16 protein-coding genes are annotated in these 14,278 nt (G+C 45.3%); all 16 read left to right on the top strand.

The features are described from left to right. On the top strand, positions 1-1,047 hold the full coding sequence (locus BEP19_RS16430; RefSeq protein ID WP_120191034.1) for a phage minor capsid protein: 1,047 nt from the start codon (positions 1-3) through the stop codon (positions 1,045-1,047). A 169-nt stretch (positions 1,048-1,216) separates the two neighbouring features. Further along, on the top strand, positions 1,217-1,975 hold the full coding sequence (locus tag BEP19_RS16425; protein ID WP_245983664.1) for a scaffolding protein: 759 nt from the start codon (positions 1,217-1,219) through the stop codon (positions 1,973-1,975). A gap of 14 nt (positions 1,976-1,989) precedes the next feature. Then, positions 1,990-2,364, top strand: a complete 375-nt coding sequence (locus BEP19_RS16420; RefSeq protein ID WP_120191033.1) for a head decoration protein — start codon at positions 1,990-1,992, stop codon at positions 2,362-2,364. Positions 2,365-2,389: 25 nt separating this feature from the next. Continuing rightward, entirely contained in the window at positions 2,390-3,508 is a 1,119-nt protein-coding gene (locus tag BEP19_RS16415; RefSeq protein ID WP_245983662.1) for a major capsid protein, read from the top strand. Between the two features lie 46 nt (positions 3,509-3,554). Further along, entirely contained in the window at positions 3,555-3,758 is a 204-nt protein-coding gene (locus tag BEP19_RS16410) for a DUF7210 family protein (RefSeq protein WP_147393816.1), read from the top strand. A 9-nt stretch (positions 3,759-3,767) separates the two neighbouring features. After that, positions 3,768-4,160: a hypothetical protein gene (locus tag BEP19_RS16405; RefSeq protein ID WP_120191031.1), complete on the top strand. Its 393-nt coding sequence runs from the start codon at positions 3,768-3,770 to the stop codon at positions 4,158-4,160. Then, positions 4,157-4,474 carry a hypothetical protein gene (locus tag BEP19_RS16400; RefSeq protein WP_120191030.1) on the top strand — a complete coding sequence of 106 codons (318 nt, stop codon included), beginning with the start codon at positions 4,157-4,159 and terminating at the stop codon, positions 4,472-4,474. Before BEP19_RS16405 ends, BEP19_RS16400 begins: the two co-directional genes overlap by 4 nt. Beyond that, a complete protein-coding gene (locus BEP19_RS16395) occupies positions 4,467-4,910 on the top strand; it encodes an HK97 gp10 family phage protein (protein ID WP_120191029.1) in 444 nt (147 codons plus the stop codon). Before BEP19_RS16400 ends, BEP19_RS16395 begins: the two co-directional genes overlap by 8 nt. After that, complete coding sequence (locus BEP19_RS16390; protein ID WP_120191028.1) at positions 4,910-5,311, top strand: minor capsid protein; 402 nt, start codon at positions 4,910-4,912, stop codon at positions 5,309-5,311. The genes BEP19_RS16395 and BEP19_RS16390 overlap by 1 nt, the downstream gene beginning before the upstream one ends. 7 nt (positions 5,312-5,318) lie before the next feature. Then, positions 5,319-5,810 carry a hypothetical protein gene (locus BEP19_RS16385; protein WP_120191027.1) on the top strand — a complete coding sequence of 164 codons (492 nt, stop codon included), beginning with the start codon at positions 5,319-5,321 and terminating at the stop codon, positions 5,808-5,810. Between the two features lie 92 nt (positions 5,811-5,902). Continuing rightward, complete coding sequence (locus tag BEP19_RS16380) at positions 5,903-6,313, top strand: hypothetical protein (RefSeq protein WP_120191026.1); 411 nt, start codon at positions 5,903-5,905, stop codon at positions 6,311-6,313. Positions 6,314-6,366: 53 nt separating this feature from the next. Then, positions 6,367-6,603: a hypothetical protein gene (locus tag BEP19_RS16375; protein WP_147393815.1), complete on the top strand. Its 237-nt coding sequence runs from the start codon at positions 6,367-6,369 to the stop codon at positions 6,601-6,603. A 69-nt stretch (positions 6,604-6,672) separates the two neighbouring features. Beyond that, positions 6,673-7,533, top strand: a complete 861-nt coding sequence (locus BEP19_RS16370; protein WP_120191024.1) for a DUF5780 domain-containing protein — start codon at positions 6,673-6,675, stop codon at positions 7,531-7,533. Between the two features lie 63 nt (positions 7,534-7,596). Continuing rightward, positions 7,597-11,583 (top strand): phage tail tape measure protein, encoded by a 3,987-nt coding sequence (locus tag BEP19_RS16365; protein WP_120191023.1) that lies wholly within the window; start codon positions 7,597-7,599, stop codon positions 11,581-11,583. A gap of 11 nt (positions 11,584-11,594) precedes the next feature. After that, positions 11,595-11,786: a hypothetical protein gene (locus BEP19_RS16360; protein WP_120191022.1), complete on the top strand. Its 192-nt coding sequence runs from the start codon at positions 11,595-11,597 to the stop codon at positions 11,784-11,786. Continuing rightward, the coding region (locus tag BEP19_RS16355; protein WP_147393814.1) for a sialidase family protein at positions 11,786-14,278 on the top strand (2,493 nt) is incomplete at its 3' end. The genes BEP19_RS16360 and BEP19_RS16355, both read left to right, overlap by 1 nt.

Raw genomic sequence — 14,278 nt, 5'->3', positions numbered from 1 at the left:
ATGGACAAAAGAGAACAGCTAATTGAAGTGTACGAGGAATCTGGTTATCGTATCTTAGAGCTGATTCGACGTCTTGAGGATGGTCCAACTAAACGAAATAAAGAGCGCATACTTCGAGAAGTTCAAGCTATCATTAGTGCTTTATCTAGTGAAGCGTCTGAAATGGCCGCGGAAATCATATCCGAATCTTATAAAGAAGGCAGCAGAGAACTCGTTGATAAATTAAAGGAAGAGGGAATCGACCGCGTAAACGAGTCAATCCAATCGCTAATTCATCAAGAAGCGGTTCAAGAGATTGTGGACGAATGTTTCTATAGCATATTGGCAGCTTCGGATTATATGTCTGCTGATGCCAAGAAGCGGATCGAAGATGTTGTAAGGACAGCGAATCAAAGGAGCTTGATCGAAGGCGTTAGCCGTAGACGAGCAACCAAGGACGCGGTGGCAGAGCTATCTCAGCAACAGATTACGGGCATGATCGCAAAGAATGGTGCTCGAATACCCGCTGATAAGTACATGTCGGCAGTGATTCACTATAACCAGCGTAAAGCTCACGTAGATGGATCGATCAACCAAATGCAACAGAACGGAATTGATCTGGTTTATGTTAATCGAGTGGGAATTACGTGTGATTTGTGCGCCATGTATCAAGGCAGGGTATACAGCATCAGCGGAGAAGATAGCCGCTTCCCTAAATTGGAGCTTAAGCCGCCTTATCATGCCCATTGCGTTCATTCGGCTTCCGCTTGGATTGAGAGCTATCAAGGTGAGGAAGAGATAAAGAAGATGATCGAACTTTCTAATGATCCGTTTAAAGATACAAGAACATCCGAACAGATCCGTCGGTACAATGAATTGCAACGTTCGAAGTCACGAACAAACGTGACGAGGAAACAGTGGATTCGATATAAGGCAAGGATGCCTGATCTTCCCGATCTAAGGACGTTCGCAAGTCATAAGGCTAGGAATACGCAGCTGTATAAAGATTGGATGGAGGATTTTAGAATCATTGGTTTAGAAATCAAAGAGCGTAAGGCCAGTAACTAAGCAGTATGTGACTATTAATCAAGGAGACTGCCATGGATATTAGCACAGGAAGATGTCCTAATCGTAAAGTTTAAGGCTTGGCAACGATTTATCGATAGATATTCAAAAAGGATTTTCTAAGCGCTCATATTGGAGTGCTTTTTTAATGCGAAAAACAAGGGGGAAAACCATGAAGCTTATGAAAAAGATTTGGTCTAAGTTTTTATCTCTGTTTACAAGTAGAAAGAAACGTCCTTACGTAAGTCAGATGCCAATGAATCTACAGTTCTTTGGTGGAGATGGCGGGGGTTCAGGCGACAATCCAGGGGGCGATGGGGGAGGTGATGGTGGCCAGGGCGGAGACACTTACTTTGCGACCTTTAAAACGGAATCTGAATTTAATGACAAACTCTCCGCTGCCGAAAAGGAGGGTCAATTAATTTTGGCTAAGTCCCTAGGCTTTGAATCGGTGGAAGATATGCAGGTTGCTTTGAAAGAGCAAAATGCCCAACAGAAGAAACCACAACAACAAAAGAAGGATGACGATAATTCTGTCGACGTCGAGCAACTAGTCGAGGAAAAGCTAAAGGACCGTATGAAAGAGCAAGAAGAGCGCACGTTTAAGCGGCTACTTACGGCTGAAGTAAAGATTCAGGCTAATGAGCTAGGTTTTGCTGATTGGGAGGATGCACTTGCATTAGCTGACCTTAAAGAAGTCAAAGAGGACGACAAAGGCAATTTGTTAGGTGTCAAGGAAGCGTTGGAAACATTGGCCAAAAATAAACCACACTTGATTAAAACCAAGACGGGAAATGGATCATTCGGAGCAACGGTCCCTAATGCGCGGAAACAACAACCGACATCAAAAGAAGAAATTATTAAACTTGCCCAAAACAGAGGGTTTGGCGCCGATAATCAAGCGGCTCATGACCCTTGGGCCAAAAACTAAGGAGGTAATCTATTATGCGTTTACAACCACAAACTCGCATTGAGGTACACGGTGAATACGAAATTCTTGCATCGTTCGAAGTGATCCGCGAAGTAACAAACGGGATTACGATTGATTCGACCAAGGTTTCCGCAGATGGGAGCGGTGACAAGATCATTAAAAAGGGAATGCCAATGTCCAAATTGGCGAATGGAAAGTTCGTGCCGTACAATCCCGATGGTGAAGACGGCAGCGAAAACCCGTCTGTCATTTTGAAGCGTACGGTTAACGTCAAATATGGCGATCATGTTGTCGGTGGCTATGAAGTGGCCAAAGTCATCAAAGAGCGAATTCCAGTTACTGTCGACGATGCTTTGCGCCAGAAGATGCCTCATATTGTCTTTGCTTAATTAACTTTGAGAGGAATGATACGAAGTGGGAATTAAATTAAACCTACAATTTTTTGCAGATGACCCTATTGAAATGACGTTTGAAGAAGCGTTATCAGGAGAGGATCTACTGATTTATTCTCGAAACCTTGCTACACCAAATGATTACTTGCACACTCTTTTGTTTCCTCCGAAGGAAACATCTGAATTAACTGTTGATGTGATCAAGAATGAGTCGCCGCGATTGCCTGTAATGGCACAAATCGCAGAGTTGGGAACAGAAGTTGAATATGGTTCCCGCGAAGGTTTGACGGGATCACGTATTGAGATTCCAAAGATTCAGCGTGGTCGCTATATGGATGAGAAATTGGTTCGTATAGCTCTCCAGGCATCTCAAAGCTATGGGTTGCGTAGCGAGGAGCGTAATCAATTACGCAATGAGCAATTAAACGATGCTCAGTATGCGGTTGACGCCATCCGAGCGCGCCGCGAGTGGATTGCGATGACTATCCTATGGAGTGGGAAGATACAGTATCAAGAAGGAGATGTTCACGTTGATGTGAACTGGGGATACACACCGGAACAAACACCTGTATTGTCCGGTACAGATAAGTGGAGCGATATTCAAAGCTCGAACCCAATCGAAGATATCCAAACATGGATGGACGCATTGGCGGATAAAGGGATTGTGTTGTCGCGCGCGCTCACTTCTCGACGCATTATCTCCTACTTGTTACAGAATTTGAATATTCGCCGCCAATTCTTTGGGGATCCTAGCGGAACCGCGCAACCACCGCAATTGAATCTTGCGCAGCTAAATGCTGTGTTTGATTCTCTTGACTTGCCGCAAATTGCTCGTTATGACACACAAGCTCGCACAGAAGATCGTGCATTGAAGAATGGAAAACTTAACTTTACGACGGTGCGCATGGTGCCGCAAGATAAGTTTATCTTGATGCCAGAAGGTCCACTTGGGAACTATTTATGGGCTAAGACGACGGAAGAAATGATGTCGGAGATCGAGCCTGTTCAACACGGTGACATGGGTATTTATGTGTTCCGTGACGTGACGAAGAATCCAATTCGTTTGCGAACAGCTGGTATGGCATTGTCCTTCCCAGCTTTTGCGTGGGCTGATTCTGTCGTATCTGCAACAGTAATCTAAAGGAGTATCCAAAAGGGTACTCTTTTTTTATGAAAGGGTGATGAAAGTGGATGTAAAAGCTACTGGAGTCATAAAACACGGTGGCAAGTGGTTTCAATCAGGGGATGCGATCAAAAAGATCAAAAAAGAGGATGGCGAACGCCTTATTTTCCTTGGTGTCGCTAAAGAGCTAATCGTTGAGGCTCCTCAACCAGAAAAGGAAGTCGAAGAACCTGTCGAAGAGAAAGAAGAAAAGAAAAAAGGAAAGTAGGTGATTAACATGCCTACAACGATTGATGTATCTTCCGTTGATCAGTGGGTTAACGAGAACGTACTAGAAAAGGATGCATGGACGGATGCAGATCGGCCTGACATCGCAGTGAAGCAAGCGACTCGAAACCTACAGAGATGGTATCCAGAAACGGAACTATCAATCGAGGTTGTTGCTTATCAAGCAATTTGGGAGCTCCAGGGGATTGATCCCGCACTCAAATATCAAAAGCACAACGTAAAGACGGTAACTGATAATGGTGAATCCATTAGCTACAAAGACGGGGAACGTCCTGTTGTTGCGCCGTTTGTTAGGGAGTTACTTGGTCCGACTGCTGATGAGATAGCCCAACAGGAAGCGGAGGATGCTGCTCAGCGTCAGTATGGTGGTGTGTTGTTATGAGCTTATTTGGATATCCTGCGGCAGTGGTTCATTTCCACTCTCAAAAAGATGATTGGGGAAGGCCGCTGCCTCCTGTTGAAGTCATTAAGTCTGCCAAGGTGGTAGAAGAACAGAAGGTTATCAAGAACAACAAGGGCGAGGAAGTACAGGTCGCCTATGAGGTCCATATTGAGGGGGTAAACCCCATTGGATTCGATGACTACTTCATGTACACCAATGCATTAGGCCAAGAAATCCGCATCGGCATCTCTCATTACGAGATTAGGAAGCATCTTGGTACCGATAAAGTGAAGAAGGTGATTATCTATGGCTAAGGATGGCATAAGTTTCTCGTTAGAAGGAATTGAAATGATGGTCCAAAACTTAGATAAAGTTTCAAAGAAGGTTGATCAAAGGCTCGATGACACGCTCACCAAGTTGGCTCATCAGGTTATCACAGATGCCAAGGCATTAGTCGGAGTGGACAGTGGTGATCTAGAAGGTTCGCTGGTTGTCGGTGAAGTGAAAAAAGAAATCAGAAGGATCTACATTGATTTTGGTAACAGTCCTGAAACGGATGACTATGCTGCTGTTCAACATGAAGGATTCCGTAAAACAAAGTCAGGAAAAGTTATTCATATGTCACCTGGTCCGATTACAGCGAGCAAGCCCAATCATAAAGGATTCACACCTGGCAAGAAGTATCTGGAAAACGCTTTGAAGATTAATGAGGAGTTAATCAAGAAGGAATTAAGCAAGGTGCTTAAGTAATGAGGGCGCAGGAGCTAATCGATTATCTCATCGATCTTGGTTTCAGCGTATTTCCTGATCCAAACTTTATTCCGAGTGAAATAAAGGACGATCTGCTTCCAGCTCTCTTTGTCTTTGGTACAGGCGGTTTCAGTCCTGACGATGATTTACCAATAGATAATCCGACATTCCAAATCATTGTCAAAGGAAAGAGCTACAAGGCGGATCCCGCCCAAATGGATTTGACGGAGCAGTTGGCTAAGCAGCTGATTAGTCATTTCGACAAAAGGAACAACTTTGTGATAGGTAGTAGCTACGTGTACGCTTCGAGTCCTATGCAAAGTAATCCGATTCATATTGGATTGGATGAACAGGATCGACCGATCTATTCAACAAATTTTACATTTAAAGTGAGGGGGTAATTGAATCATGGGTGATACAGCAAAGGTATATCTTGGTCCTGCGAAAGTGTCGTTTGGAAAATCTGACCCAGCGGTATTTGATCTAACAAAAGGAGTAACGCTGACCTTTTCTCAGTCGACGCATCCTGTTACCGTTGACCAATATGGTGAGCAGCCGATTAAGGAAATAGTAACAGGTCAGGAGTTTGCGGTTGAGGTTGCAATTGCGGAGTCCGATTTCGCAAAGATTACAAAGGTGATCCCTGGGAGTATCTATGAGCCTGCTGACAAAAAGTTGTCGATTCGGAATGCAGTGGGAATCGATTTACTTAGTATAGCTGACCAATTAACGATTGAACCGAATGTGGAGGGTGCATTCGATACAATTACAGTCCTGAAGGCCGCTCCAAGGCCTAACGTGTCCAGGTCGTTCACGACGACGGGCGAACAAGTGTATACCGTTACATTCACGGCATACCCAGATGGAGACGGAGAGATCGCAGACTTCACGAATGTATGAAAAGAAGAACCCGTAGAGGCATACGCAGAAAATAGTACGGACTAAAATGACGGTTCTCTGGAACCGTCATTTTCATTTTATCGGAGGTTAATATGTCATTTTTCCGTAGAAATACAAACGATATAGTCATGATGGGCGGTAATAAAGTTGAAGTAAGAAGACTGACCGTTAAACAATGGCGTCAGATCTTTGGGGCATTAAATCAGTTGCCTGGCATTATCTTTTCAGCATTAACAACGGAAAACAAAAATGATTTAGGCGTTGTAATTGTGGCCGCTGTCGATATCTGCTTCGATGAGGTCGTCGACATCATTAGTATTGCCAGCGGATTGACCAAAGAAGATATCGAAGATTCAGCGGCACTTGATGAGATTGTGGAATACATCGAGAAATTAATAGAGAAAAACAATTTTGAAGCAACGTTAAAAAAGTTGCAGACCGCCGGGCGTCGTTTGTTCACGAAGACGACATCGGAAAAAGCCAAAGAAGAGATGAAGGCTTAACGGTTGATGATTGGCTGATTAAATGTGCGGTTGAGCTGAATGTCAGTCAAATCGTGCTTGAAGACGAGTACTACATGGTCGATCTGCCGATATTACTCGAAGAAAAGAGAAAGCATGACGCGAGTAAGACGCTAGAAGGAATTTCGATACAAAACCTAACTAATATGGAGCAAGAGCACAGGGAGAAGCTCCTCAGGGAACTGCGGAGGACGGCTGGGCTTGTTGAGGAATTACCTGATGGCCCTGATCTGGAGGGGTTGGAACGACTTAAAGCAATGATGGGTAAGTGAAGCAGAACCTTGTAACATCTACCTCTCTGTACTAAACTGGGACTAAATGACTGTGCGGAGGAGTGAAGTATGATTCAAAGGAACTTATTATTTTTTATTTCTGCTTTCCTGTCCGTTGCTATCCTGACTTCTTGTAATAAGAAAGAATTGGAGATTGTTCAGAAGGAAAATATCGAGTTGAAGGAAGAGGTAAACCGACTTGAAACAGAATTATCAGATTTAAAGAACTCAGGGGAAATAAGATTTAAGCAAGCTGTGTCGGAAAAAGACAAAGGAAACTATCAAGAAGCGATTCAAATATTGGACTCCGTTATTGAAGGTAATCCGGATACTCCGATACAAAAATCGTCTGAAGAAATGAAGAATCAAATTGCTGGTTTAATTGAAGAGCAAACAAAACAAAAAGAAGACGAATATAATGGTGTGATCGAGGCCGCAAGCAACCAGAAATCCTATGACGATTCAATAGAGGTTTTAAATTCATATTTAAAAAAGAATCCCGAGGAGTCATATAAAACTAAGGTTGACGAAAAAATCAAAGAATATAAGGGTCTAAAGAATAAGCCTCCATTGGAACTGTTAAAGTCCTGGGTTACATTCAACTCCATCGGTAACCCAGAGGCACGTATTAGATTGAAAAACATTACAAATAAGAGTGTTGATGCATTTGATGTTAAAATACTTACATTTGATAACTATAACCAACCAGTAAATCACTACCTGTACAAAGAAAATATATTTAGTGGCGTTAGTCAAGATATTATTAACCCGGGCATTACCACGGGAGATAATTATTATTGGACTCTACACGGTCATGATAATACAACTAAAATAAAAACGGTTTTGGTTCGGGTCCATTTTACCGATGATTCTGTTTGGGAAAACCCAAATTGGAGTCAAGAGGTAGAAAAACAAAGGTGGTCATTTTAATAAAGAAATATTCAAGCGCCTATTTAAGGGCGCTTTTTGTTTTGCCAAAAAGGTGGTGGAATAGTGGATATAGGCTCCATTAAAGGGCGGCTAGTCCTAGAGAGCGGGCAGTTTAAGAAAGAAATTGAAGCGGCTAAAAGAGATACGAACGAGCTTGGCAAAAGTAGCTTGGCAACCTCGGCTAACGTAAAAGCACTAGGAGCAGCCTATGCAGCTATGGGCGTTGCTATGGCGGCAATTATAGCGAAAACCGTACATACCTCGGCTCAATTCGAACAATCTATGGCCCGCGTAAAGGCGATCACGCGGGCTACGGCGGAAGAGTTCGAAGCATTGCGTCATTCAGCCGCTGAGATGGGGGCGTCAACGGTCTTTTCGGCATCCCAAGCAGCGGAGGCACAGTCTTATCTTGCGATGGCGGGCTTCAATGCGCAACAAATCATTTCCGCTTTGCCCGGTGTTCTTAACCTCGCAGCAGCGGGCCAAATGGAGCTAGCTAGGACGGCAGACATCGCTTCGAATATCTTAACGGGATTCCAGCTTGCTACGGAGGAAACTGGACGAGTCGTTGACGTAATGGCGGCAACAGTGACGACGGCTAATACCAACATTGAGCAGCTTGGATTTGCGATGAAATACGTTGGTCCTATCGCAACGCAAGTCGGGCTTTCAATCGAAGAAACGTCCGCGGCCATCGCAAAAATGTCCGATGCCGGAATCCAGGGCGAAATGGCCGGTACTCAATTACGTGCTATACTATTAAGCCTTATCGATCCAGCTACGGAAGCGGAAAAATTAATGGAGCAGCTTGGTATAAGCGCCACGGATTCGCAAGGTGAAATGTTCTCGCTAAGCGAGCTAATTAAGCAATTCGAAGTCGGACTTGGAGGATTGACGGAGGCTCAAAAGGCGCAAGTAGCGTCTACCTTAGTCGGCCGAGAAGCAGCGAGTGGATTCTTGACGCTAATATCCGCAGGAAGCGATACGTTGGCGTCTTACACGAATGAGTTACGTGATTCCGCAGGTGTGGCACAAGAATTAGCGGACGTGCAAAACGATACGCTGAACGGTGCAATAAAGGAACTTGAATCTGCACTGGAAGCTGTCGAGATTAAAGTCGGAGATAAGTTTGCTCCAGCTATTCGAATGGCCGCAGAGGAATTAACGAAGGCGGCGCTAGGTTTTGAGGGCATGAGTGGTCCTGCACAGAACGCAATATTGGCTTTTGGGACAATGACGGCAGCCGCAGGGATCTTGACAACGGGATTATATGCGTTAAGGGCGGCACTCGTCGCTATACAAGTGAGCTTCCCACCTTTATTAGTCGGCTCTTTAGTGGTCGGGGGATTGGCCGCAGCGTTTACTTACCTCAATTCAGAGGTGGATGATACAGTAACCGCAGTTGACGAATTGAATCAGCGTCTTAACGAAGCCCCTCACGAACGAACAGCCGACGATGTTCGTAAATTACAGGAAGAATATGCGGAGATCAATGCGTTGTTAGAACGTCGCAATGAGATCGAAGAGGAGCTTGCGGGAAAAGATACGCAGACCTACATCCAAAAGGCGTTGAGCACTCAAACCTCTTTAGTATCGAGCGAGCTTGCGGAATTGTCCAAAGAGTTAGAGGATTTGGACGAACAGCTACGTAATCTAGGCATTGATACGCCTGATCACGCAGCCGAAAAGCTGCGACAAATGGGCGAAGAAATAGACAAATCGCTCCCCGGACTAATCGAGATTGAGCAAGCCGAACTTAACGCTATGAGGGCGAAGATGGAGCACATTGATTACGTCGAGAATTTGCGAGATAGGTACGTTGAGTTATCGAAGCAAGAGAGCTTGAATGCCGCACAAAAGAGCGAGCTAAATTCCATAGTTGAAAGATTAGAGCAATCCTATCCGTCCCTATTCGCGATGATGGATGAAGAGGGTCGTCTGCATATTCAGAATATCGATTCGATTAATATGTTAATTGCGGCAGAAAGAAAGCTGACCGACGAACAGGCGGATTCAGTTAACACACGTATAAGTAATCTACGCAAAGAAACGGCAGCGATGGCGGCTGAAATCGAGGCACAGATCAGAAACCTTATGCAGTTGGCCACGGCATATCAAGCGTCGGGATTATCGACGTATGAGCGGCAGACAAAAGGAATGCAGGCGCGATTCGCCAACGTACAGATCAAGGCGAAAATGGAAGAGTTGAATAATCTTCGAGGTACTGTAGATACGGGTGCTATTGAAAAAGCATTGGGAAGTGTCACAACGAGCGGTGGCGGAGCAGGTGGCGGTGGCGGCGGGGGTGCTCGAGGATCTGGCGGAGGTAAATCATCGGGTCGTACAAGCAGCGCTCCGAAAGGGCCGTCAGCAGAAGATGTTGCTAGAGAGGCCTATCAATCTGAACTATCTCTAGCCAATGCTCGAATCCAGCTTCGCAAGGCTAAGGGTGAGGATGAAGAAAAAGTTACGCGAGATCACATCGATAGATTGAACGAAATATACAAGAAACACTATGGCTTCCTTGAGTCGAATGAAATGGAAAGGCTACAGCTGTATACTCAAACGGCGAATGTTGAGAATGAATTGCGTGAAGCTCAAAAGAAAAAGGAGCACGAAACTGTCCAATTCTCAATGAAATGGATCGAGGAAGAGAAGTATTATAAACGGCTCTCCCTCGAAGAAGAGTTAGCTGCTTGGATACGTGTTAGAGATTTAAGAGCTGAATCAGACGAAGAGAAGAAAAAGGCAGCTAGGGAAGTATTCCGTGTTGAGCAGGAAATTGCGAAAGAAAGAGAAGCTTTGGTTAAAAAACAATTCGATGACGAGATTAAGTTGATCGAAGAACGTAAATATTTCGATCAATTATCCTTGCGTGAAGAATATGAAGAGTGGAAAAAGATTCATGATCGATACCTTGAAGGCACGGAAGAACGTAAACGAGCAGCCCGCGAGCTTTATCGTGTTCAAAAGGAATTGAACCGTGAAGCAATTCGTGAGGTGAGCGACATTCTTCGAGAACAACAAGTAGCTCACATCGAACATCTTCAAAAGCGGCATGAACAAGCAATTAAGACGTTAGAAAGTAATCTGAAATCAATCGAAGAATCATATGACCGTCAGATTAAGGCGCAAGAAGAGAAGCTTCGTCTACTGGATGAGGAATACCAGAAGGAAGACCGACTTAAGCGTCTTCGCGAAATTGACGCGGACATCGAAGCAGTCAAAGCCGATCAACGCTTTGAATTTATCGATGAGCATGGCGAACGGATTCTAACGTATGACCGAGCGAAAGTATCTGAACTCGAAAAGAATCGTGACGATCTTAAAGAGCAGTACGAACGAGAGGATATAAAACAAGCAATTCGAAATGAGATCGACCGTCTGAGAAACGCTAAAGATGAGAAGGTCCAGATCATGCGGGATGAAATCGAAGCGACTAAGGAAGCCAATCGAGAGGAATTAGAAATCGCCAGACAGCGCTGGGATGACCTCGTTAAGGCTGCCGAAGAGGGCACGTTAAACTTCGATGAGCTTATGAATGGTGAGGACGGATGGTATTCCAAGGCGTTGAAGGAGTTGGAGAAATACGTTGATGGCGTTGGCGATCAGATGAAACGACTTCAAGCGCTTTATGACAGTATGCCCTCGCCAGATAGCGGTGGAGGAGGTGGAGGCGGGGGTTCAGGACGTACGGGGCCGATAGTGCCGTCAAGCTCAAAGAACGTAGGCAATAGCGGAACGTATCACTCGGATGGTTCGTTCACTCCCTCTAAATTCCACACTGGAGGGATTTTGGATGGCATGAGATTCCGTTCACCGTTTACACTCAATCCTAACGAGATCCAGGCGGTACTTCAACGAAGCGAAATGGTCTTTCAACCCGCGCAAATTAAATCATTGATGGAGTATGCTTCAAGCAGTCAATCACCGCAAGTGATTGAAAGTGGCGATACAATCCACATTGAAAACTTAACAGTAAAGGCCAATGATGCAGATGAGTTTAAGCGCAGCTTGGACGATTATAGACGTTCAATCAGATCATCCTAGGAGGTGGTTTTTTGCGTTGGATTACGCGAGATAAGAACGGTAATTTAGTTAAAGGAGAGGGTGATCCGATCGATTCGGACACTCTCTTTTTCGTTGATGAGAACGGAAGCAGGGCGATCGTCGACGGTAAGCTCTACGTTAATGGTAAGTTGGTCGATAGCGAAATAGATGTAAACGAATTTTTAACGAGGGAGGTGAGATAGTGGCAATTATATCGGAAGCAAGGCCAAACGTCCCGCCTGACTTGCTCACAGACGAAGAAGGCGCGGAAACCAGGAACGAGGCCTATTCGTTGAATGCTCCGCATTTGGCTTCGGAGCCGCTGACCATGAAGGCTCCCGATGGTACGACGTTCAGTTGGCGGCCGACGGAGCTGGCGTATCGTGATGAGAGTGGCTTGCTCGATTACATCGTAGGCTCCTCGCCATCTAATCTATCGACGCGTGGGAGAGAGGCGAGGTATCACCGCACATTCCCCGGCGCAGACGATGTGTTCATTGCGGAGGATATGCAGGTCAAACATTGGACGGTATTGCACGAACCACCACGAGAGCCCGCGGAATACTTAGGAGATGGCGTCGAGTTTGGCGTGAGCGGCATCGTTAATGGCGTGCCCCTTCCGCCCGGCAGTCAAGAAGAAATTAGGTCGGGACCGTTTTGCTTCCCTCGCCCTTACGTAAAGGACATGGCGGGCAATGAGGTATATGGGCGATACGAAGTAATTGATACGGACGAAGGTCAGCAGCTATTTATTTGGTTCGATGCGGAATTTCTTACTAACGCACTATATCCCGTTATGATTGACCCGACTATTGTCGTCAGCAGTACGATTCGAACGGATGAAAACCCCGGTGCTAGAAAGATTATTCAACTTGATAACGGCGATCTTATCGCTGCGATCAGGTATACAGACGATGGGTGGGGTAACTATTATATTAATCTTTATCGTTCAAGGAACAACGGCTTAACTTGGGGGCCTCATAAAGAATATATGAATAACCGAGTGACGAACAGTAGTTTTGCTTTAACTTCCCACGGTAATTCGTATTATTTAATGTATCCAGAACCTCGAAGTTTTGATGGTTATACTCGCATCCGACTACAAACCTCTCTTGGCAGTTATTACATTTCAGATAAGAGCGGTCTAGCTGAACTTGAAGGCGCTGGTGTATCTATTTGTTCAGACCATACTGGAACTCTATACGCGGTTTGGCCCGAAAGAGATAGGGGTTCTACCCCTACGCACAGTCTTGCTTATTCTCGATCAACAAACGGCGGAGTAAGCTGGTCCGAGCCTGAACAAATCATTTCGTACACGGGTTCGGGAGCAGGTTTTACAAATCCGTGTATTGTTGCGGGTCGATACGGACGTCCAGTTGTAGCAGTGGAAAACGGAAGCGCAAATCGAATTACTATTTTGCGGCTAGACGGCACATGGACGTCGGAGGATTTGCCAACGGCTGGATCCGTATCTCAACCGACTATGTTCGCTGACCGCAGTAATATTTACCTCGCAATTAAGAACGGAAGCAATATTGAATATTTTCGCTCAAGGAACGACGGGAGCACTTGGTCTACGAACAACATCGCGGTAAATAATGGCGTCAATAGCCATCCGTCAATCGTCGTCGATAATGACGGCGTTGTCCATTTGTTTTGGGGCCGTGGTGGGCGTACCTACCATAAAATATACGAAGGCTCGTCTTGGGGCGTAGAGTCTTTCGTTGATATCGGAGACAATCCTTCCGCTATGGTTTCGGACACAATTATCGGATGGACATGTTTATCGGGTAATTCCTATCGCTTCGATAAGATCATATTCAATACGCCGCCTACAGCACCGACGAGGTTAAGTCGTTCTGACTTTGACGCTGAACAGCCGGCTATATTTTCATGGCAGTTTAATGACCCCAATCCGGGCGATACACAGTCGGCATATATAATCGAATATCTCGAAAATGTTGAAGGTGCTTCGGCTGTCCGCTCAAGCAAAATTAGTAGCTCGTCAAGCCAACACTCATTCCCCGCCAATACGTTCGAAAACGGTAAGAACTATATGTGGCGAGTACGAACGTATGACTTGCGGGGTGAGGAGTCGCCTTGGTCCGATTGGGCTGCGTTTAAGTGCGCGACTATGCCTATCGCGGTTGTTACGGACCCGTTACCAAATGCAGGGCTTACGGGTGATACGTATGCGTTTCGAGGTAGTTACAGCCAAGCACAGGGCATCCGTCAGAAGTCTTTCCGATTTCTATTGTGGAACGATTCAGAGACGGAAGTGCTCCAAGATAGTGGGGAGATTATCGGAACTGCTAATACTCATACCTTTATCGACTTAGAGAACGAGCGCGATTATAAGATTCAGCTAGAGGTTAAGAGTCAAGATGATATGGTCGGAAGGTCGGAAATGGTCGATTTCAGGACTTCGTTTATCAAGCCGCGACCGCCATCGATTTTATTATCGCAGGATTCTGTATTTGCCACGACCACTATCCTTATCGAAAACCCCACGCCTGTTGGCGAAGAGCCTAATATCATTATTAATGAGATTTATCGCAAGCGTTACGGTGAATCCGATTGGGTGAAAGTTGGAGAAGCAATGACTATCTTTACAGATTATCAATGCCCTGCTGGTGCGATCCAGTACATGGCCGTAGCAAAGGGAGATAACGGAACAAGATCGGAAGATTCTGAC

Origin of the sequence: Ammoniphilus oxalaticus, assembly GCF_003609605.1 — a bacterium.
GTDB classification, from domain to species: Bacteria; Bacillota; Bacilli; order Aneurinibacillales; family RAOX-1; genus Ammoniphilus; species Ammoniphilus oxalaticus.
The sequence above is the reverse complement of the archived record's forward strand: the minus strand, read 5'-3'. Positions and strand labels throughout refer to the sequence as shown.

What these genes read in the sequence shown, in the direction of transcription:
- BEP19_RS16430 (WP_120191034.1), top strand. Translation starts at nt 1, where the DNA reads ATGGACAAAAGAGAACAGCTAATTGAAGTGTACGAGGAATCTGGTTAT.
- BEP19_RS16425 (WP_245983664.1), top strand. Translation starts at nt 1,217, where the DNA reads ATGAAGCTTATGAAAAAGATTTGGTCTAAGTTTTTATCTCTGTTTACA.
- BEP19_RS16420 (WP_120191033.1), top strand. Translation starts at nt 1,990, where the DNA reads ATGCGTTTACAACCACAAACTCGCATTGAGGTACACGGTGAATACGAA.
- BEP19_RS16405 (WP_120191031.1), top strand. Translation starts at nt 3,768, where the DNA reads ATGCCTACAACGATTGATGTATCTTCCGTTGATCAGTGGGTTAACGAG.
- BEP19_RS16400 (WP_120191030.1), top strand. Translation starts at nt 4,157, where the DNA reads ATGAGCTTATTTGGATATCCTGCGGCAGTGGTTCATTTCCACTCTCAA.
- BEP19_RS16395 (WP_120191029.1), top strand. Translation starts at nt 4,467, where the DNA reads ATGGCTAAGGATGGCATAAGTTTCTCGTTAGAAGGAATTGAAATGATG.
- BEP19_RS16390 (WP_120191028.1), top strand. Translation starts at nt 4,910, where the DNA reads ATGAGGGCGCAGGAGCTAATCGATTATCTCATCGATCTTGGTTTCAGC.
- BEP19_RS16385 (WP_120191027.1), top strand. Translation starts at nt 5,319, where the DNA reads ATGGGTGATACAGCAAAGGTATATCTTGGTCCTGCGAAAGTGTCGTTT.
- BEP19_RS16380 (WP_120191026.1), top strand. Translation starts at nt 5,903, where the DNA reads ATGTCATTTTTCCGTAGAAATACAAACGATATAGTCATGATGGGCGGT.
- BEP19_RS16370 (WP_120191024.1), top strand. Translation starts at nt 6,673, where the DNA reads ATGATTCAAAGGAACTTATTATTTTTTATTTCTGCTTTCCTGTCCGTT.